This window comes from Nostoc sp., assembly GCF_036917135.1.
Taxonomy (GTDB): domain Bacteria; phylum Cyanobacteriota; class Cyanobacteriia; order Cyanobacteriales; family Nostocaceae; genus Nostoc.
The window spans coordinates 1-21095 of record NZ_JBALEA010000061.1 but is presented as its reverse complement, the minus strand read 5'-3'; the positions used below and the strand labels follow the sequence as shown (position 1 = coordinate 21095).

Sequence of the window (21095 nt, the reverse complement as noted above, 5' to 3'; positions counted from 1 at the left end):
GGTTTACTGAAGTCTAATATTTATTTCCCCCTGAAAGCAGAGTGATGATGTTGACTAAGTTCTCTCCAATCCGATTGTTGGGTATAGCTTTTGCCTTCCTCCAGAGGTTCCAACAACGAAGAATCCGCACCTTTTCCCTACTGTTTGCAGTGGGACTTAGTTTAACTTTGGCTCTCTCTGCTTGTTCCCCAAGTGCAAGCAACAACTCTGCCACACCGCAGACAAGCCAAGCCCCAAGTCCAGCAGCTAGTGGTACTACAGTTCATATAGGTTACCAGAAGGCATCAACTGTCCTCTATGCACTGAAGGCGAGAGGAGAATTAGAGAAAGCCTTTGCAGCTTCCGGATCTTCCGTAACTTGGTCGGAATTTCCTGCTGGTCCCCCACTCCTAGAGGCATTGAATGCAGGCAGTATTGATTTTGGCTATACCGGAGAATCACCACCTATATTTGCTCAAGCTGGGGGGATTCCTTTGGTTTATGTTGCCTACGATCCTTGGAGTCCCAAGGCTGAAGCCATTCTAGTGCCCAAGGATTCACCTATTAAAAGTGTAGCTGAACTCAAGGGCAAAAAAGTTGCTTTTGCCAAAGGTTCTAATGCTAACTACCTATTGGTGAAAGCACTGGAAAAGGCAGGAGTACAGTACAGTGACATCCAACGAGTAAGTCTCACTCCCGCCGATGCTCGTGCTGTCTTTGAGGGAAAAAAGGTTGATGCTTGGGCAATTTGGGACCCGTACTTAGCCGCAGCAGAAGCAGCAACAGGCGCACGTACTTTAGCAGATGCAACGGGATTAGCTCCCAATCGTGGTTATTATCTGGCCGCAAAATCTTTTGTTGATGGCAAGCCGGATGCCTTGAAAATAGTTCTAGATCAGGTGAAGCAAGTTAGTAACTGGGCAAAGAATAATCCTAGTGAAGTTGCTAAATTTCTTTCCCCTGCTTTGGGTATAGATGCTCCTGTGTTGGAAATAGCAGAAAAGCGACGTGAGTATGATGTACTTCCACTCACAGATGAAGTGATTAGTAAACAACAAGAGGTTGCAGATACCTTTTACAAAATTAAATTGATTCCGAAAGAAATCAAAATTAAGGAAATCGTTTGGCAAGGCAAAGTGAATAAATAGACGAGTCGCAATATGAAAGAGTGGTACAAGGACGATCTGGCATATATCCATGATGTCGGTTATAGTAATTACGCTCTCAAATCTACTCCTGGCATTATCGAAATCCTGAATCAGAGTGGAATACAGGACGGGCTAGTGGTAGATTTGGGGTGTGGAAGTGGAATATCAGCACAAGAACTTACAAAGGCTAATTATCGTATTCTCGGAATTGATATCTCTGAGTCAATGATTGCCATTGCTCGCAAAAGAGTAGCAAATGCAGAGTTTCGAGTCGAATCATTTTTTAAAGCTGAAATTCTACCGTGTCATGCTGTGATATCCATCAGTGAATGCTTTAATTATTTGTTTGATTCAGATACCTCTGGTGAAATGCTAGTTGATCTATTTGAGCGCATATACAAAGCTTTGGTTTCTGGAGGTGTCTTAATTTTCGATATTGCCGAGCCAGGACAGATTGCACAGGGAATCACAACGAAGGGATTCAATGAAGGAGACGATTGGATAGTACTCGTCGAAAAAAATGAGGAGCAAAAGCAGGGGATACTCACCCGTCGAATTATCACCTTTCGGAAAGTGGGAGAATACTACAGACGGGATCACGAAGTACACTATCAGCAGTTATATGAAGCCACAGATATTGCACAAAAACTTCGTAAAATTGGTTTCCAAGTTGAGATTGTGCGTAGTTATGGTGAATACAATCTGCCTAAAGCTCATGCAGCATTCATTGCTCGTAAATCAGTATGAGAGGATGTTTGAAAAGTCATGATTGATGTATCAAATATTTTTTACCCCACCCTAACCCTCCCCGTATGTATTGGCGAGGGTTAGGGTGTTCTTATTTCCCCCAATACATCGGGGGGATTAAGGGGGGTAACAGTGCAATTAAAATCATAGGGAAAAACTTTTCAAACAACCTCTGAGACTAGAACAAAATAGGCGCGATCGCTTAGTAAAAAAGGAAACGAAAAGAATTACAGATTTTATTGTAAAGATGTAAAAGAGAACAATAATAAATAACAAATGGCAAATGACTAAAGTTGATTTCGTGCTTTGAGTTGCAGATATCGCTCAACCAACTGATCGGCAATTTGATTTGCTGGTGCATCTAGTACTAATACACCTTTTTGTTTCAGTTGGGCATAAGCTACTTGTCGTTGCATTAATAAATCGAGTGCCACTGCACGGGTGTAAGCACCTGCAACATCATCTGTGAAGGTGTGTGCTAGACGATCAACTTGCGGATCTCGCAGAGTCACACAAAAGGGGAGATAGCGGGGTGCTAACTTAGAGAGTGCAGCCAGGAGTTCTGTAGAGGCAGTAACATCAACTAAATCGGTAATTACTACTACAAGCGCCCTGCGAGTTTGTCGCTGCAAAACATTTGTCACCGCCCCCAAATAATCAGATTCAAATAACACTGGTTGAATTGGAGTTAAGCGATCAATTAGCTGATTTAAATGATGTTGACCGCGTTCTGGGGGAATCCACGTATGCATCTGGCGGTCAAATACACCAACACCCACGCGATCGCCTCGATGTAATCCTGCTAAAGCTAAGGATAAAGTTGCATTCAAACCCCAGTCAAATCGCTGCAAACTCTGCACTTTTGCTGTCATCAACCGTCCACGATCAAGTAAAATTAGTAATGTTTGTTCCTGTTCTGGTTCCAGAACCCTCACTAATGGGGTTGCATTACCATAAGCCCCAACCCGACGGGCGGTAGCTTTCCAATCAATAAACCGCAAATCGTCACCAGTGCGATAGTTTCGCAGTTCGGCAAACTCTGTACCAATACCAGTTTTCCGAGATTGGCGCATTGATCCTGATGATTGCAGTGTCAGACGAATTGTGAGCGATCGCAATCCCACTAAATCAGGATAAACTTTCACTGGCAGACTTTGGGAAATTTGCCAATCATCCCAAGCTAATCCCCAAAGTCCCAACTGTCGAACTTGAATATTCCCCCAAGGAAACTCTCCCCTCTGTGTTGGGTGGATGGTATACCTCAATTCCTCAGTGCTGTTACTAGGAACAGTACCAACCAATGCAGGTGCAGACACACCAAATCCTGTTGGGTAATAGTCCCGGATTTCAATTTTGGCGTTGGTATTTGCCGATGTCACCTTCAGCACCACGGGATTATCTCGCCCAATAGATAATCGTGATGGTAATTCGCGGGTAATTTGCACGCGAGAACGCCGCACCCGCAAAGCATCTACAACCATTAATATTAAAACTACGACATCAAATAGTATAGTGATGGCGATCGCCGCTCTGATTGCGAGAAATAAAGATAGGATCAGAGCGATCGCTATGCCCAAAACCAACAATAAATAAACTCGTCTGGAAGGAACCATTTTTGAGAGTGAGAGGTTAGGAGTTAGATATATTGTTATTCATGTCTCATCCTGTTGGCTAAAAATAAGATATTCGTGCAAGATCGTTCGTCCTCCAGAGAGAATCGCTGCTCATTCCAAGGTATTTTGCAATTCGCGCACGTTGCCAGGAAAAGTATAACTCTTCAACTTCTCCATTGCCGACTCAGCCAGTGCCATGCGTTTTAATCCTCCGCTCAATTGGGGGACTTTGATTCCGGTTCCCCCCTTTTTAAGGGGAGCCAGCGCGGTCTTGGGGTCTCCCCAAGTGGAGCGACTGGCGTGGGTTAGGGGGAATCTAAAGTGCCTAAAGTCACAGCGAAATACTTGTTCATTCAACCTCTAAGCTGTTGCGCCTTTAATTTGCACTAATATTTTTTCAATATGATTGTGGGGTGGGCGTCTCGCCCGCCCTGATAATATTGAATTTTATTGCACTGCTAGAGGCTATAAGATTGTCAGAATAGTTAAAGAAGTTGGAAGCGGTGTTAATGACAATAGACGTAAATTGATGCATCTTTTAAATCAAGAGGATTACTCAATAATAGTTTGTGAACTTTGTCTATATTTTTTACAACTATTACTTCAAAAAAATCGAATTAATATTTAGCCAAGATAAGCTGGATTCATGGCTGTACTATCATTTTGGGTTGTAGTTTTATATCGTTCATACTGCCCTTTAGCTGCTGCGTCACGAGTCCGCGCTAACAGTGCTGTAACTTGTGCTTGATCCATTGGCTTAAAGGTGCGGACTGCCTCAAACGCCTGGTCTAAAATTCCCATGCTGTCGATGCCTGTAATTACCACTGACGTTGGCAAATTCATTGCGTAATGCAGACACTCGATTGCACTGACGGTGTTGCTTCTGAGAATGTAAGACTCGCCGATAGATTTCATTCCCAGCACACCAATGTTGTTTTTCACTAACACAGGTAAAACTTGATGTTCAAAACTTCTAAAATGGGCATCCATCACATTCAAAGGCATCTGCACAGTATCAAAGTGGAAACCATTTTGTGCCGCAGTTTCCAGCATTTGCAGGTGAATCAGAGGATTTTTGTGTCCTGTGAAACCGATATAGCGAATTTTGCCCGCTTTCTGGGCTTCCAAAACTGCTTCCATTGCGCCACCAGGAGCAAAAACGCGATCGGGGTCTTCAAAGCGTAGTATTTCATGATGTTGCAATAAATCAATGTGATCGACCTGCAAATCTTTGAGTGATTCATCAATCTGCATTTTGGCAGCGCCTTTGGTCCGACCATCGATTTTTGTCATCAGGAAAACTTTTTGGCGATAACCATTCTTAAGAGCATTTCCCATCCAACGGTGGCTACGTCCGTTGTTATAGTCCCAAGAGTTATCCATAAAATTGATGCCGCGATCGATCGCGCTGCGGATTAACTTAATACTTTCTTGCTCTTCTGAAATTTTTCCAATGTGATACCCCCCCAAGCCAATCACAGATACTTGTTCTCCGGTGCGTCCAAGGTGGCGATATAACATTTCGCCACGTCGAGTTGGAGTGGCTGAACTTTGGGCTAACAGTTGAGTATTTTCATCAACAGTTTTTGTTTGAGCGAGAATCGGTTGCAAAAATCCTTCCGAAACTGCAAGTCCTGCTGCCACTAATCCCGAAGCAGAAACAGTTTTTAACAAGCTGCGTCTACTAATTTCCATAATTTTGTCCTACAAGTAACAACAAGAATGAGCCGTATACTATCACGGCAATCTTGCATAAAGACTCTAACTAAAGTGTGTTTTCAAACATACTCCGCAAGATATATTCACAATGCAAGTTGATGTATTCATAACGGCAGATGCTTACAACAGATTGCGCTCTAATCGAATACACGTAGAGACGTAGCACTACTACGTCTCTACAAGGTTTTGGGTTTTATATAACGCGGTGTGCAACTTGCTCTCAAACCTAACCCCCAGCCCCTTCCCTACAAGGGAAGGGGAGAAAGACTTAAAGCCTCTCCCCGAAGCGGAGAGAGGTTTGGAGAGGGGTTTCAAGAATAAGTTGCACATCGCGTTATATATGTACTTCATTTAACTGAAATGTGCTGTATCTCTTCAATTGTGGGAAATACACAGACATTTTATGCGCGTTCATGTACTTGACACTACTTTGCGGGGCGCTAAAGAGCCAAGGACAATTGCTACCAAAAACAATGCTGGAACATCACCAAACAGGTGTCCCTGTTCAACAGGGTCAATTACTGCATGTACCGCCATGATTAGCCCGTGGACTGCACTTGATATGATGGTGAACCAGATTAAACTGAGGTGAGCTTCTGGTTGCTTTGAAGCTAAAAGCAAAAAGACACCAAGTGTCGCATAAACACCAATGATCATCTGTTCGTATTCGTGCTGACCTGGTTGCCATAACCAGCCTGATGCCCAGACCTGAGTTAGCGGATAGATAAGTAAAAAAGCTATTCCAAAAATAACCAGAGCAATTCGTAAATACCGATCGCGCTCATCCATTGCTTTAACCTCCGCTATTTTTTAGTGCAGTCTCTACTACAAAACTGTATAATTTTTTGATTGTATTCCCACTAGTGGCACTTCAACTTTAGAGTGTTAGAAATTTTAATGCTCTTTGTGGTTTAAAACTGATTCAATTGTGAATGCAAGTGGAGACATCTCCAAAAATTAAATATGCGTTACCTAGAAACTTTGTAGAGACTTAGGGACTGACAAATAAGGGATTTCCAAGGAATAAATTATCCCAACAAACGAACCACAGAGACAAGGCAGCGCGTCCCCCATAAGCGACTGCCGCGCAGAGAACACAAAGAGAGGAGAGATTAAGAGGGTTTTTGCGTCAGTTTTGGAATATTTTTTTATTTGGAAGTCCCTAAAAAAATACTCAACTACTTCTTGTGGGGTGGGCGTCTCGCCCGCCCCTAAGCTAAGGCGGGCAAGATGCCCACCCCACAAGATTGGGTAATTTATTTGTTGGAAGTCCCTTAGCAGTGCTACGTTTCTACATTCTTTTTTGGAGATGTCTAATGGTAAGCGGTTAGATTTACAGCTATTTTCAGGTAAATAGACCACATCTGTCGTAGGGGCACAGCAATGCTGTGCCCCTACGACAGATGTGGTTCAAATACATTAAAACTGCTGTAAGAAAAAATTAGAGCGCGATCGCAATTGCGCTACTTGCTAATTAGTGTCGTCTTACGGTTTTGTAATTGCATCGGTCTGTTATGCCAATACATCGGTCTGTTATGTTAATACATCGGTCTGTTATGCCAATACATCGGTCTGTTATGCCAATACATCGACCTGTTATGTTAATACATCAGTCTGTTATGTTAATACATCGGTCTGTTATGCCAATACATCGGTCTGTTATGCCAATACATCGACCTGTTATCTTAAACTATCCTTTCTAACCTTGCCCTATCTGAAAATTTCATCTTACTGCTAACTTTTTTTGTTGTAATGGGTACATTAAATGTACACTTTACTAAGTATGTGTGTATGCCTCCCCAAAATACAACAAACCGTTTGCGCCCTCAAACCATTAGCCAAGATATTAGCTCATTCCACGGTTTGCAAACCGTCAGCACCTACAACACAACTCGTACTGATGCCTCAGCTGCAAACTTAAAGGAAGTTTATCAGGCGATGTTGATTTCTCAACAAATCGAAACCGAGAAACTAGCTTTATACCGTGCTGCTGCTGATGCTGCCCGTTTAGCAGAATGGGAATTTCATAATGCTGTATTAGCGATGAAAGAAGTTGTGCGCGGGCAATATGGTTCAGATAGCGATCAAGCTCAAGCTGTGGGGCTGAAGAAAAAATCAGATCGCAAGCGTCCTTCTCGTAAAAAGGCAGTTGCGATCGCGTAACCGCCCGCTAGAAGCGCGGTATTGCGGAAGTCCCCACCCTCAAATCCTAGTAGACTGGGGATTAACGCTGATCCAGTTACAAGCTTCGCTGTTGTGAGTAATTAAACTGTTTTTATCTTTTGTTTAAGTCTTGATAGGCAATTGCAGAAATTAAACTTTTATAAACCTTGTTTTAACCTTAAACTCTCAAACTAAAACCTTAGACTCGCTAGGTTTTTAGTATGCTTAGACTCAAAGGTTATATACTATTTCTGTGCTTTTTTCTAGCATTATCTGTTTCAGTCATTCTAGGCAGTATCAATTTGGTTGACGCTAATGACTTGGGCAACCGCAACCCAAACTTTCCCAAGCTAAATACTCTATACGGACAACCTCCGATAGTAATTGGTCATCGCGGCGGTGGAACTGGTTATCGTCCAGAACATACGGTGGGAGATTTTGGACGTGATCTGATTGGTTCTCACAACTTAGGAATTGAATTTGGCGCAGACTACATTGAACCTGATTTGGTAGTAACCAAAGATGGAGTCTTGATTGTTCGCCACGAGCCTCTATTGGCAACTGTAAAAACAGATAGAAATGGCAAGATTGTTTACGATGCTAATGGAAAAGTTACTATCCAAGAAGCCACAACAAACGTTGCCGATGTTTCAGAATTTGCTTCTCGTCTAACAACCAAAGTCCTTGACGGAAGTTCTGTTACAGGTTGGTTTGCAGAAGACTTTACTTTAGCTGAGATTAAGAAACTCCGGGCAATTGAGCGCCTCCCCAATATTCGCCCTCAGAATACTCAGTATAATGGTCTGTTCCAAATCCCTACTTTTGATGAAGTTATCAATCTTGCCAAAGGCAGCGAAGCAAAAACTGGGCGGAAAATTGGTATCTATCCCGAAACTAAGCACCCGACATATTTTGCTGAAGCTGGTAAATATTTAGATGGCACTCCGATTCATGTCAATACTTCAAAACTTTTGATTGAGCGGTTGGTTGCCAATGGCTACACGAATCGCGATCGCATTTTTATTCAATCCTTTGAAGTGTCTAATCTGAAAGAATTAAAAAATCAGATTATGCCTGCTGCTGGAGTCAATATTCCTCTGATTCAGTTAATTAATAGCAGTGGCGCTCCTTATGACTTTGTTTACCACAACGTCCCTCAAACTTACGCTGATCTGATCACTCTTAAAGGGTTGACTCAAGTTAAAACTTACGCAACCGGAATTGGCCCTGACAAACGGTTAATTGTGCCTGCCTCTGCACGATTGGATAACCAAGGTCAACCGATTGATATTAATGGAGATGGCCAGATTAGTGATGCCGATAAGTTCCTCAAACAACCAACTTCTTTAGTGAGTGATGCTCATCAGGCTGGCTTGCTAGTCCATCCTTACACCTTCCGCAGCGATTCATATTTTCTTTCCCCTGACTACCAAGGGAAACCGCTTTGTGAATATGAACAGTTCATTAAGTTAGGAATAGATGGCTATTTTACTGACTTTGCTAATTATGGATACGTTGCCAGAGAAAAAGCGATACATGGCTTACATGAGTCTGATCGAGTTAAAATTTGGGAATTTATTAAAAACAACTACCCCGTTAAGTGATTAAGCAGAATTAATTACACGTAGAGACGTAGCAGTGCTACGTCTCTACGTGTATTCGATTAGAGCGCAATCTGCTATATATTTAATGATTAATCCCCCTGTGGATGCTCATCCCACAAGGTTGTCAATTCCCGTAAACTTTGATGATTGCCATTGCCTAAAATCAGATGATCTAGTAGTGGAATACCTAAAAACTGTGCCCCTGCTAATAACTGACGCGTCAATTCTATATCTTCTTGACTGGGTTCCAGATTCCCAGAAGGGTGGTTATGGGCAACTATTACCCGTGTTGCTCCCTGGCGAATGACTTCCCGAAAAATATCACGGGGAGAAGCTAGAGTTTCAGTTGCGGTGCCAATGGTAATTACTTGCGTACCTAGTAAGCGGTTTTTAACATCTAACAGCAACACTGCAAAACGTTCTTGTGTCTGCCACATCAAATCTTGACTGAGGGTAGCAGCACCAGCAAGTGGGCTATCAATTAATGTGCCATCGTTGGGACGAGATTGAAAGGCGCGTTTCCCCAATTCGATTGCCGCCAGAATGCTTGTCGCCTTCGCTGGCCCAACACCAGAAATTTGCATCAACTCGACGGGGCTAACTTCTCGCAGAACTGCTAAAGGATCGCGTTGGTGTTTGCCTAATTCGCTCAAAATATATTGTCCCAAACCCACAGCAGACAGTTTTCCTGGCCCTTGACCGGTGCCTAGAAGAATTGCAATTAATTCTGCTGTGGCTAAAATTTTGGCCCCATGCGTTATTAGTCGTTCACGCGGACGCTCATTTGTAGGTAAGTCGGCAATTCTGAGGCAATAGGTCATACAAAACTAAGAGAATAGTCACCACACATCGAACTATCCTTAGTTATCCCTTGTTTACTCTCAAAATCATCTTTATTTGAGAAAATCTTTAATTTTGGTCAGTTTTTATGGGTGTTCTCATTTGAAAATTTCAACGAGAACACTAAAAATAAGATGATTTAGGGCGATCGCTATGTTCGATGATCTATTCAACAATCTGAAAAGTTTTATTGTCTCTAAAGCTCACTAAGCCTTTAAGGAACTGGAAAAACTCGTTGCTGTTCCCGAACCCACAGAACCATTTCTGCATTAAAAGGGGGGTTTTTACTTAAATTAGTCAAAACTTAATGGCTGCTTATCCCCGAAAATTTGTGCGTTAGGAGGGGGATATTTGCTCAACTTAGTCAAGGGCAAATTCGAGGTTACTGAAAGAAGTGGGTGACGAGGGATTTGAACCCGCAACCAATAGATTAAGAGTCTACTGCTCTACCGTTGAGCTAGTCACCCACACCAATAACAATCATAGCACAACTTCTGACAATTTGGCTAGTGCCGCGCCCAAAAAACAAATTAAAAGGGGAATTTGACGGTGAAGGTGGTTTGACCTGCTGCACTCTCTACATAAATTGAGCCACCTAAATGTCTGACCATTTTCTGCACTAATGCCAATTCCAGTCCAGTGCCGCTATGTTTCCAAGGATCGTGTTTGTCAAGGTGATAGAAAGGCTCAAAAATCTGTGAAAGTTCATTGCTGGTAAGCTCTATTCCCGAATTGGTAATATTAAGCTCTACTGCATCCCCGCTCAGTTGAGCAGAGACTCTGATGGATTTGCCTGCTGGGGTGTACTTGCAGGCATGGTTCAGCAATTCTGTGACAATCCGCTCCAAATCGGTGATATCTGTCTCCAAAGGCGGCAGCCCATGATCAACAATCAGGTTTAATTGCTGTCGCTGGCAGTTGGTGAGGTCTCGAAAAGACTCGATAATGGGGTGAAGCCAGCTTTGAAGGTCAATGGCAATCAATGTTGGGGGATCGGGTTCGGCTTCGAGATATGTAAGTGTGAGTAGGTCGTTAATTAATTTACTTTCTCGCCCACACTCGTTATGCAAAATCTGCAATAGTTGCGGAACTATTTCTATCTCTGATATTTCTGCTGGTGTGAGGACACTTTCGAGAGTTTGGACGGCGAGGCTGATGCTAGTTATTGGTGTCCGCAGTTCTTGGGACAGGGTTCTGAGAAATTGGTTTTTGAGCCGATCGCCTTTTTCTAGTTCTTTTAGCTGTGTCTGGGTTTGGTTGTAAAGCTGGGCTTGACGAATGGCGATCGCACATTCATTTGCTATCTGCTGCACTAGCTCAACTTCAAATTCCTCAAACGCCTCTTGTGTCGGTTTTGTCAACCAAATATTTCCCAAAATCCCTTGAGTATCAAAAATTGGACAAGCCATTTGGGACATAACCAACAACTTTGGTTGCCATCCCGGTACAATTTCCAAAAATTGCAATGGTTGTTTTTGTAATAACGGCTGATAAATTTCCAGACGGTTGGAAATCTGTCTAGTCAATCCTTGACAGTGGGGTAGGTTAATGCGGTACTCGTAGGTAATAGTAACCAGAGTTTGGCAGGTGCTATAGAGTTCGATTTGGCAACGTTCGAGGTTTAGTAACTGTGCTAATTCCTGGGTGAGTGGCTGCAACACCTGAGTTTCATCCACACTGTCGCGGATTTGTTCTGTCATGCGTCGCACCAAGGCTTCAAATTTTCGCACCTGGTGCAACTGATTGATGTGCTTCTGTTTCTGCAACTCCATCTTGCCTTTGAGATCCTGAAGCTGCTGACGAAGTTCTGCCTGTTGGATCGCAATACCGATTTGAGTTGCCAACTGTTTGAGCAAGTCAGTTTCAGTTTGTTGCCATTGATGTGGTTCGTGGCAATGCTGGGCAATCAATAGCCCCCACATATCTTGCTCTGGGAAAATCGGCACGACTAGATTGGCTCTGATCTGCAAAGATGCCAGGAAATCTATATGGCAAGGATGCAAGCCGGCGGCATAAATATCTTCAACAACTTGAATGCAACCTCGTCCGTAGTGTTCTCGATGTTTGCCATTGAAGCAGGGATCGGTGATGTTTTTTCCCAATAGGGGATCGCTAGGGGCGACACTTGATTCGGCAATGATTATCCCACTACCATCAGCGTGGAAGCGATAAATTAGGACGCGATCGCAATTCAAAAACTGTCGGAGTTCAATTGCTGTCTGATGCAGATTTGTCTCTAATTCTATAGATTGCTGAATCCGTCTGGCGATCGCTTCTAGCAGTTGCTCCCGTTCCGCCTGGAGTCCAACTGCTTGTTCTGCTTGCTTCACAGGGGTGATATTGCTACTAGTACCAATCAGTCGATAAACCCTAGAGTTAGCATCTTTTAGTGGGGTGAGAGTCGTACTCCACCAAGTGGGAATTCCCTGGAATTGCAAACATTGTTCGTAAGAAATAGTTTTGCCGAAGCGTACACAGTCAGCATAATGTTGACGCACCTTAGCAGCATCGATGGGCGAGAGAACATCCTCTGGTTTTTTGCCCCGGAGATCATCTGAGCGAATGCCTATCCATCGCTCATGAGTAGGATTAAGTGCCACATATCGAAAATCCTTGTCCTCCAGAACATCAACTACAAATATTGATGCTTGCACAGAATCGTACATACTTAGTAGAAACTGCTCACTACTGCTTTTATCATCTAATTCTGTGCCGAAAAGAATTTGGGGTGGCGATAATTTTGTCAACTCCATAGTTGATTCTGCTGGATTTATATTCATGCGAGAGTCCCTGTCTGGTATTACTGACTCTTCTAGGCGCTCTCCTGTCGTTAAGCTTGTAGTAGATGCACTTTAGCGCCTATAGCAAAGTCTTGTCAGCTGTTGCTCATGGAAACTTGGATCTTTCTCTACTTCTGGTCAGAAATCTAGGAAAGCTAATAGAAGTCAGCTTCACAAATCCTGCTTTTTGAAGGCGAAAATACATTTGCAGGTTAGGGCAAACTTACTGAAAATTGGTTTTTAACAGTTTTCCAGCATTCTTGCATATATCTAAGTGCAATCATCAGTATACATCAATGAGATTTATAATTCTTAATAAAAGGAGTGGGCTGACGCTTTAACTTGATGCCAATGGCGAAACCCCTACCCTACAATAAGTAGTTAAGTATTTTTTTATTTGTCAGTCACTAATTTACCACTTGGCTGCCATGACTGCGGGGGTCATCTTGACTCGCTGTTGGTGCTGTTGGTGCTACTGGGGCTGAAAATTTGGAAACTTTGCCGCTAGCTTGAGCATAGGGGAGAGACGAACCAGTAACCAAAGCTTCTAAGTTGCTAGCCATAATCGTCCGGGGTTGATCGCCGATGGCTTGGGCGATGGTTTCCCCTTGCTGACTCAAAAATACAAAATGGGGAATCCCATCTACCCGATATTTCAGCATTTCTGGCAGCCACTTGGTATTATCTACATTCAGCATGACAAAATTCATCTTGTCAGCATACTCTGTTTCTAGTTGAGTAATATCTGGTGCCATTTTCTGGCAGACAGTACACCAATCGGCATAAAACTCTACTAGAGATGGTTTGCCATTGCTGACGGCTAGTTCTAACGGTGTGGATGTCTCGCTTAACTTGGCTAGAGTTGCCGAGGTTGTTTCAGTTCGCAATCCGAAGACGAGGGAAACGCTAAGTGCGATCGCTACCATTACAATTAAGAAGTTTCTCAGACGCTTTCCGAATGTGGATTCAGGTTTTTCGGGAGAATTAACAGGTGAATCAGTACTCATAACAGAATTATTAAAACTTATTAAGTAATTTCTTCTTTAGTTTAGCTTTAGTTCAACTCAACTCAATGCTCCTACACCCTACAGCCCACCCCAAAGGGGCTTGGCTTAGTCAGCCGGTGACGAGGGCGAGTGCGAAGCCGTCATAACCTTTGCTGCCCACGGTCTGGATTGCCGTAGCGCTCACGCGCCCCTGTGCAGCGAGTAGCTCGTTGAAGCGACGCACCCCCTGAACACTAGGATCGTCGCTGGCGGCGTTGACTACTGCTCCATCGCGTACAACATTATCAGCAATGATCAGGCTGCCACGACGGGAGAGCTTGAGCGCCCACGCCAAGTAATCGGGATTGCTTGGCTTGTCAGCATCAATAAATATCAAGTCAAATGGGCCGCTACCCTCGGTGGCGAGCTGCTCTAAGGTAGAGAGCGCTCGTCCGAGGCGCAGCTCAACTATGTCAGCCAGACCTGCACGGGCAATGTTAGCGACGGCGACTTCGGCGTGCTTTGGATCAGCCTCCAGCGTGATCAGGCGACCGTCAGAGGGTAAAGCCCGCGCCAGCCAGATTGTACTATAGCCGCCCAGAGTGCCAATCTCTAGGATGGTGCGTGCCCCTTGGATCTGCGCCAACAGAAAGAGCAGCTTACCCTGATTCGGGGAAACATTGTGCGGTGGCAGACCGGCAGCAGCGCTGGTATGGAGTGCGGCATCCAGCACGGGGTCAGACGGCACAAGTAGATCAGTGAAGTAACGATCAACTACACTCCATTGCTCCTGAGTCATAAATCCTTGCTTTACATCGGTTCCTACACAAAGGTAAGATTACCAGGAATTATGCAAAAATCGTCAATTTTCAAAGGTACTGGAATACAAAATTATTAGACATAGGAGTGAAAATGACGTAGGGACAATTCATGAATTGTCCCTACCAAGGATTTCGAGCAACGCAGAATTAATTTTCGGATATGTCTATTGCAGAGGGTCTATTCAATTTCAAACCGATGTAAATTCAAGTATCCAAATTTTTTCAGTACCCAATTTACAAAATCGCTCCAGTTTCTTTCAAATAAACCCGCGTAAATGGTTCATCTTCACCCAAAGTATAATCTTCGATCAACCCTTTGCGACGAATAGAAATACCGTTGCCTTTTCTAATCACCACAGTCGAACTATCAAAAACATCCCGCACCAGTATCATCTCAGTTTCAGTGGGATTATCCAAAACTACGATATTACTATTCTGGTAAAACATCCCCTGTTCTTCTAAGATTTCTTCAGGGTACTCGGCAATTAGTAAATCAAGTTTGGGATGACGCAGCAAAGTTTGGACATTACTGTTGTAATCTTTGCTTAATACTTTTTTCGACCGATTCACAAAAACAGCATCACGACAAACAGCGCCTATTGTCAAGTTAGGATTTTGCAAAAGGATATGGTCAATGGTTTCTTGTAGTTCTTCAACTGAGATTTTGTTAAAGGTAATAATTGGTATCCTGGAATCTGTACCCGACTCAAAAAAGGTTTCTAAAATATGAGAAGGCACATCAACACTTTCACCAACAGAAGGTTTAAGATGCATTAAAACTCCCGGTGCCGCATTGATTTCCAGGATGGCAAAGTTACTGGACTTCCAAGATTCTGCCAGACTTTTGGTAATGACATCAATCCCCAAACAAGTCAGTTGGAAATGTTGGGCAATATCTTGCGCCAAAATAATATTGTCAGCATGAACTGTCGGGGTTGCATCGATGCTTATACCTCCGGCTGAAAGATTGGCAACTTTCCGCAGATAAACAGTCCGCTCTTTCTCAATCACGCTATCTAATGATAAGCGCTGTTCCTCTAGATACAGTTCCATCGCTTCATCGATTTGAATTTTACCCATCGGTGAGGTTGGCGTATCTAAACGTGCAGGTTTGCGATTCTCTTGGCGAATTAACTCTGCAAGGGTTAAATACCCATCACCGACAACCGAGGCTGGACGGCGTTCTGTGGCGGCGACGAATCGACCATTGACACACAACAAACGAAAATCTGATCCTGAGATGCTTTTCTCTACAATTATTCGGGTTTGCTGATCTTCGGGAATCGCTGCCAGTGCCCGATTATAAGCCGATAGCAGTTCTTTTGAGTCTTGCACATCAGCCGTGACACCAATTCCTTTGTGGCCTACCACTGGCTTAACTGCAACTGGATAGCCGATTTGTCTTGCTGCCACCAAAGCTTCCTTCTCGGAAAAGACAATATCACCTTCAGGTACTGGAAAACCCAAAGTTTTCAAAAATGCCTTGCAATCATCTTTGCGGGTGGTAAACTCCGAATCTAGATGGCTATCACAGTTAAATGTTGTTGCTACTCCCCGGACGTGTTTTTTTCCAAAGCCGTATTGCATTAATCCTTCTTCCCACAAATAAAAGGCGGGAATAGCTTTCTCGTAAGCTGTTCGCAATAGGGCGTAAACCGTGGGACCACCGTAGACAGATGCGCGAAATCTATCTTGCAGCCTCACTAGCTGCTCATCAAAGGTAAAGTCTTCATCTTGGGTAATACTTTCAAACCAATCCCAAACAAAGTAAACTACCTCTCTAGTTGTACGTTCATGTAGTGATTGGAAGCTAATGCGCGTGCAATTGGGATATGGCTTAACACTCCAATGGTTAAGGTGTAAATCCATATCCAGCTTTCCAACTTGGGAGACAACTTGGGCAAAGAGATGGGGATATGATTCGTAGCTTTGATCGCGCAGGTTTGGATAGCGATCGCTAATGCTTGCGATATAATCTTCAATGGGCAAAGGCTTTCTAGAGTCAACTAGAGCAAAATCAAATACTAGCGCCCCTATATCTAAATAGGGATTTGGCCCAATGTAATGCTTGAAGTTGAAAATATCGAATACATCCGTTCTTCTAGCATTTACGCGGACTAATTCACTGCTTTTTTGTAGAACCATTGATTACGAACCTTTGGCTAAACACCCTAAAATTTAAATGCTGAGTTGTAGTTACTCAGACTTGTTGATTGTAGATTAATTCACATTGATTTTGGAGTGTGATGGCTTTGCCATTGAACTAATCAGAACTTACACTAACTCTATTAGTAAGTATTTTCAACTATCTCAAGGCATAATTAAATCCTCATCCGTGAGGGAAGAATCAACAACAGTCATTTTCACCTTATCTGGAAAGCCTCGCTTCTATTTCTCTCTTCCTTTAAGGATACGACTTACGCAAGTGTCACAAAAAAATCGGATTTGTAGTTTGTAGTAAGCGGCTCTAGCCCTTATTTTGAGGACTAACGTCCTCTCTGCGAGACGCTGCGCGTAGCAAGATCCCCAAAGCGGTACACTACGAACTGAAAATAATATGCCAGTTGCGTAAGTCCTGAAGGAGAGAGACTTTGAATTTTCCCCTAACCACGTCGGTAAGGGAGTTAGCTTTTTCGTGGGCTTTTGCATAGAACCTGAAAAGTCAGTTAATTCATCCTCATGAATCATCGAAGATATAACTTTTGAAAGGTGCAACACTCACCCGATAATTTGTATAAAGAAATATGGGTATTAAAAAAAGACAGCAAAGTATGAATAGCACACAAGCTGCTCTAAGAGATCAAATTCGAGAACTTGCTGAGGAAGCTTTTCACCAAAAGCTGATCTCTGGACATGGAGATGGGGCAGATATGAATGAGTATCAAATTGTCTACCAAGGGAAACCCAGGCATCTGCCACTAGAACAAGCACATTTTTTCTTGACTGACTTGCTTTACAGAAGTCGGATTGATTAGGACTTGCCATTAGATATCTAAATCTAATTGCACCCAGCTAGAAATTTTAAATTTTGGATTTTGGATTTATCCAAGAAAGAGCATTTATGTATGGGATAAATCTCAAATCCAAAATTGAGTGAGTCAAAATCGCACGATAAATCGGCAATTAGCAACATCACCAATAATGCCTCTAGAAAATACCTCTAGAGGCCGTTGATGTTGTGGATTTTATTTAGTATATCAAAAATCTTTTGGTCTAATTGCCAGCGCAAATTTTAATCCCACCTTCCATCAAGTAATCTACCACAGGGATGATTTGATACTTTTAATTGTCATGGTTTAGTGAAATTTATTAATTCCAATCAGGAGCCATCATGGTGCAAAGTAATATTAAACGGCAGTTAGTAATTATTGGCGGAGCCGAAGACAAAGAGGGTGATTCTGTAATTTTGCGGGATTTTGTCCGACGCGCCGGGGGTACAAAGGCGTACATTGTGATTATGACAGCCGCAACAGAACTACCAAGAGAAGTGGGGGAAAATTATATCAGAGTCTTTGAGCGGCTGGGAGCCGAAAATGTTCGCATTATTGATACAGAAACCCGTGAAGATGCATCTTCATCTACCGCATTAGAAGCGATTAATAAAGCAACTGGAGTATTTTTTACTGGGGGAGACCAAGCTCGGATTACCAGCATTCTCAAGGATACCGAAATCGATGTGGCGATTCACAAACGGTTTTCTGAAGGTGTCGTTGTTGCAGGCACAAGCGCCGGAGCTGCTGTGATGCCAGATAAAATGATTGTGGAAGGTGACTCCCAGACACATCCTCGCATTGAAACTGTTGAAATGGGCCCAGGTTTGGGATTTTTACCAGGGGTGGTAATTGACCAACATTTTTCTCAGCGTGGACGTTTGGGACGCTTAATTTCAGCTTTAATTTTAGAACCTGCTGTCTTGGGATTTGGTATTGACGAAAATACCGCGATGGTGGTGACAGATAACCAAGTTGAAGTAATTGGTGAAGGTGCGGTTACGATTGTTGATGAATCAGAAGCTACATATAACAATATGGGCGAAATTTTGAAGGATGAATCTTTGGCGATTTGTGGAGCAAAGCTTCATATTTTGCCACATGGCTTCAAATTTGACCTCGAAACCCGCCAGCCTATCTTAAATAATGTCTTTGTACCAAATGGCTCTGTGCCAGTTGCTTCAATTAACAGTTAATTTTTAGTAGTACCGCGCGACTGGAAGTCACGGCTACACAGGCAAAACCCTTAAGGTGATTTCCGAGAACGAAAATACCTGTGTTGGCGAGTTTCGACACTTCGACTACGCTCAGTGCATCGCTTCGCTCAACTCTCGATCTCTCAGTTGGTTGAGCGAAGTCGAAACCAACGGCGGCGGTATATTTATTCCTGTAAATCGCCTAATCTTGCGTTAGTTGGCGTAGGTGGTCACTGAGCTTGTCGAAGTGCGGACTTGGTTTGTGTAGCCGCGATTTCTAATCGCTTTAACTTTTACTCAGAAAATTTGGTTTCTCTGAGGTTTGCCCCATCGAGTATGGCATCATTGAGAATTGCTCCATGCAACCCAGCTAAATATAAACTTGCACGACGCAGGTTAGCTCTTTCGAGGTTAGCTCTCTCTAGATTGGCGGCACTGAGGATTGCTCCTTCTAGGTTGGCTAGATATAAGTTAGCTCCTTCTAGGTTCGCTGCACTAAGTATTGCCCCCGCTACATTAGCTTCTCTAAGGTTAGCCCCAGCAAGATTTGCTTGATAGAGATTTGCCTGTTCTAGTTTCGCCCCATTTAAGTTTGCTCCTCTCATATTCGTGTAGCTTAAATCAAGTTGTTCATTTTCTGGGTCTTTGTTTGCATCTCTTCTGGCGATAACAGTCAGTGCTGCTTGAATATCTACACGAACTTTTGTTGAGAGGTTACTCGCAACTTCTTCTTGGGGTATGTAAGGAGCATTTTTTCGGATAAAAGTAGTAAGAATGTCTATGATTATCCAGTGGTACTGTGGATGATTGTGGGCAATTTGCTCTAAATCATTAATTATCGCTAGACTGGTTTCTAGTGTGTTATTTCCTAGCTGTTCACTTGCTATTCTTAAGCGTTGTTTTGGCGAATGATGCTGAGTTTTTTTGACTTGTTCCTGGAAAGTAGGTATCCACAGGAATATTTTTGATAGCTGGATCTTATTTAGGGATAAAATATTTTTCACAATCGGAAAATAATTAATAATTACTGAAGATATTTATTCTTGACTGACAATTAACCTTGATCATGATGATTTTGATTTATTTATAATCAGCGATTAACTAAAATTGAGTATTTAAATGAAACAAAAATTACAGCCACTAGTTAAAGAATTGGTGTTAATTGGTGGCGGACACAGCCATGCTATTGTCTTGAAAATGTTCGGAATAAAACCGTTGCCCGGAGTACGTTTGACGTTGATTACCGCAGCATCAGAAACAGCTTACTCTGGGATGTTACCAGGATACATTGCCGGACTTTACAGCCACGATGAATGCCATATTGACTTGCGACCCTTGGCGAACTTTGCTCAAGCACGGTTGTATATTGACACGGTAGTTGCCCTAGACTTGGAAAACAACAAAGTTCTTTGTGCTAACGGACTGGCGGTAGATTTTGATTTGCTGTCTATTGATATTGGCAGCACTCCTTCCAAAATATCTGTATCAGGTGCGGCAGAATATGCGATCGCAGCTAAACCAGTATGGCAGCTATTAGAGCATTGGCACGAACTAATTGAAACCGTAGGTAAAAATCCTCAAGAACCAATTAAGATCGCGATCGCAGGTGGTGGCGCAGGCGGTGTAGAATTAGCCCTATCGATGCGATCGCGCTTACATGGGATTTTGCATCAAGCTCAACAACCAATTCAAAATCTAGAAATTCATTTATTTCAGCGCGGACAAGAACTGATGCCCAATTACCATCAATCAGTGCGGCATCAACTTCAGCAAATTTTAACTGAGCGAGGTATTAAACTCCATCTTGGGGAAACTGTGTGTAAAATTGCACCCATAACACCCAAGGAAACTAAAGAAGTATTTGAAATTAAATGCGAATCGGGGTTGAAAGTAGAGTGCAATAAAATCTTTTGGGTAACACAAGCTTCAGCACCAAATTGGTTAAAAACGGCTGGACTAGGAACTGATGAGCAAGGTTTTATTCTGGTAGAAGACACATTGCAATCTCAAAGGCACCCGCAGGTATTTGCATCTGGTGACATTGCCACAATGGTAAATCATCCACGTCCCAAAGCTGGGGTATTTGCTGTTAGGCAAGGCAAACCTTTATTTAATAATTTGCAGCGAATTTTATTAGGTAAGTCGCTCAAACCTTATAAACCACAGAAACAATATTTGAGTTTAATTGGTACAGGAGACAAGCGAGCGATGTCTTCTCTGCAAGACGCTACCCGAACGCCGGGCTACGCCTACGCAAGCAGAGGCAGTTTTACTTTACCACCTCACAAACTATTATGGCATTGGAAAAATTGGATTGACCGCCGCTTCATGGAACGCTTTCGCTTTGAGGAAACAAGAGATTAGACGAAAATCTCCAATTGGGATACAAGTTTTGTGGTGAGGAAAGATTAAATAAATGAGTAATGAGTAATGAGTAATGAGTAATGAGTAATGAGTAATGAGTAATGAGTAATGAGTAATGAGTAATGAGTAATGAGTAATGAGTAAT

18 protein-coding genes and 1 tRNA gene are annotated in these 21095 nt (G+C 42.9%); 8 read left to right on the top strand and 11 right to left on the bottom strand.

The annotated features are described in order from the left end of the window. Positions 1-47 precede the first annotated feature (47 nt). Together V7K50_RS18035 and V7K50_RS18030 are read left to right on the top strand one after the other, a co-directional pair. Positions 48-1127 carry a sulfonate ABC transporter substrate-binding protein gene (locus V7K50_RS18035; RefSeq protein ID WP_334962594.1) on the top strand — a complete coding sequence of 360 codons (1080 nt, stop codon included), beginning with the start codon at positions 48-50 and terminating at the stop codon, positions 1125-1127. Between the two features lie 12 nt (positions 1128-1139). Beyond that, entirely contained in the window at positions 1140-1874 is a 735-nt protein-coding gene (locus tag V7K50_RS18030) for a class I SAM-dependent methyltransferase (RefSeq protein WP_334962337.1), read from the top strand. A gap of 287 nt (positions 1875-2161) precedes the next feature. Here the strand turns inward: V7K50_RS18030 and V7K50_RS18025 are convergent, their stop codons facing one another. The 4 genes from V7K50_RS18025 to V7K50_RS18015 form a co-directional block, all read right to left on the bottom strand. Further along, entirely contained in the window at positions 2162-3487 is a 1326-nt protein-coding gene (locus V7K50_RS18025; protein WP_334962335.1) for a DUF58 domain-containing protein, read from the bottom strand. A 111-nt stretch (positions 3488-3598) separates the two neighbouring features. Next, positions 3599-3685, bottom strand: a complete 87-nt coding sequence (locus V7K50_RS30755) for a hypothetical protein (RefSeq protein WP_442944625.1) — start codon at positions 3683-3685, stop codon at positions 3599-3601. A 426-nt stretch (positions 3686-4111) separates the two neighbouring features. After that, complete coding sequence (locus V7K50_RS18020; protein WP_334962333.1) at positions 4112-5182, bottom strand: aldo/keto reductase; 1071 nt, start codon at positions 5180-5182, stop codon at positions 4112-4114. Positions 5183-5617: 435 nt separating this feature from the next. Continuing rightward, on the bottom strand, positions 5618-5995 hold the full coding sequence (locus V7K50_RS18015; RefSeq protein ID WP_334962331.1) for a DUF6632 domain-containing protein: 378 nt from the start codon (positions 5993-5995) through the stop codon (positions 5618-5620). Between the two features lie 1002 nt (positions 5996-6997). Here V7K50_RS18015 and V7K50_RS18010 point away from each other — a divergent pair. Both V7K50_RS18010 and V7K50_RS18005 read left to right on the top strand, forming a co-directional pair. Continuing rightward, positions 6998-7369 carry a hypothetical protein gene (locus V7K50_RS18010; protein ID WP_334962329.1) on the top strand — a complete coding sequence of 124 codons (372 nt, stop codon included), beginning with the start codon at positions 6998-7000 and terminating at the stop codon, positions 7367-7369. 221 nt (positions 7370-7590) lie between these two features. Next, a complete protein-coding gene (locus V7K50_RS18005) occupies positions 7591-8973 on the top strand; it encodes a glycerophosphodiester phosphodiesterase (RefSeq protein WP_334962327.1) in 1383 nt (460 codons plus the stop codon). A gap of 89 nt (positions 8974-9062) precedes the next feature. Here V7K50_RS18005 and radC read toward each other — a convergent pair whose 3' ends face one another. From radC to V7K50_RS17975, 6 genes are all read right to left on the bottom strand, one after another. Beyond that, a complete protein-coding gene (gene radC, locus V7K50_RS18000) occupies positions 9063-9794 on the bottom strand; it encodes a RadC family protein (protein ID WP_334962325.1) in 732 nt (243 codons plus the stop codon). 414 nt (positions 9795-10208) lie between these two features. After that, positions 10209-10280, bottom strand: a tRNA-Lys gene (locus V7K50_RS17995). A 63-nt stretch (positions 10281-10343) separates the two neighbouring features. Beyond that, a complete protein-coding gene (locus tag V7K50_RS17990) occupies positions 10344-12593 on the bottom strand; it encodes a GAF domain-containing protein (protein WP_334962323.1) in 2250 nt (749 codons plus the stop codon). A gap of 407 nt (positions 12594-13000) precedes the next feature. Next, the gene (locus tag V7K50_RS17985; RefSeq protein ID WP_334962321.1) at positions 13001-13600 is read right to left on the bottom strand and encodes a thioredoxin family protein; all 600 of its coding nucleotides are present in this window, start codon (positions 13598-13600) and stop codon (positions 13001-13003) included. 109 nt (positions 13601-13709) lie between these two features. After that, the gene (locus V7K50_RS17980; protein ID WP_334962319.1) at positions 13710-14378 is read right to left on the bottom strand and encodes an O-methyltransferase; all 669 of its coding nucleotides are present in this window, start codon (positions 14376-14378) and stop codon (positions 13710-13712) included. A 256-nt stretch (positions 14379-14634) separates the two neighbouring features. Further along, positions 14635-16545, bottom strand: coding sequence for an ATP-binding protein (locus V7K50_RS17975; protein WP_334962317.1), 1911 nt, complete (start codon positions 16543-16545; stop codon positions 14635-14637). Between the two features lie 626 nt (positions 16546-17171). On the opposite strand from V7K50_RS17975, the gene V7K50_RS17970 reads away from it, so the two are divergent. From V7K50_RS17970 to V7K50_RS17960, 3 genes are all read left to right on the top strand, one after another. After that, on the top strand, positions 17172-17375 hold the full coding sequence (locus V7K50_RS17970; RefSeq protein ID WP_334962315.1) for a hypothetical protein: 204 nt from the start codon (positions 17172-17174) through the stop codon (positions 17373-17375). A gap of 356 nt (positions 17376-17731) precedes the next feature. Further along, positions 17732-18586, top strand: a complete 855-nt coding sequence (locus V7K50_RS17965) for a cyanophycinase (protein WP_334962313.1) — start codon at positions 17732-17734, stop codon at positions 18584-18586. A gap of 55 nt (positions 18587-18641) precedes the next feature. Continuing rightward, positions 18642-18803: a hypothetical protein gene (locus V7K50_RS17960; protein WP_334962311.1), complete on the top strand. Its 162-nt coding sequence runs from the start codon at positions 18642-18644 to the stop codon at positions 18801-18803. A gap of 76 nt (positions 18804-18879) precedes the next feature. Here the strand turns inward: V7K50_RS17960 and V7K50_RS17955 are convergent, their stop codons facing one another. Continuing rightward, positions 18880-19590 (bottom strand): pentapeptide repeat-containing protein, encoded by a 711-nt coding sequence (locus V7K50_RS17955; protein ID WP_334962309.1) that lies wholly within the window; start codon positions 19588-19590, stop codon positions 18880-18882. Between the two features lie 115 nt (positions 19591-19705). Between V7K50_RS17955 and V7K50_RS17950 the strand changes: the two genes are divergently transcribed. Next, positions 19706-20950 (top strand): FAD-dependent oxidoreductase, encoded by a 1245-nt coding sequence (locus tag V7K50_RS17950; protein WP_334962307.1) that lies wholly within the window; start codon positions 19706-19708, stop codon positions 20948-20950. Positions 20951-21095 lie beyond the last annotated feature (145 nt).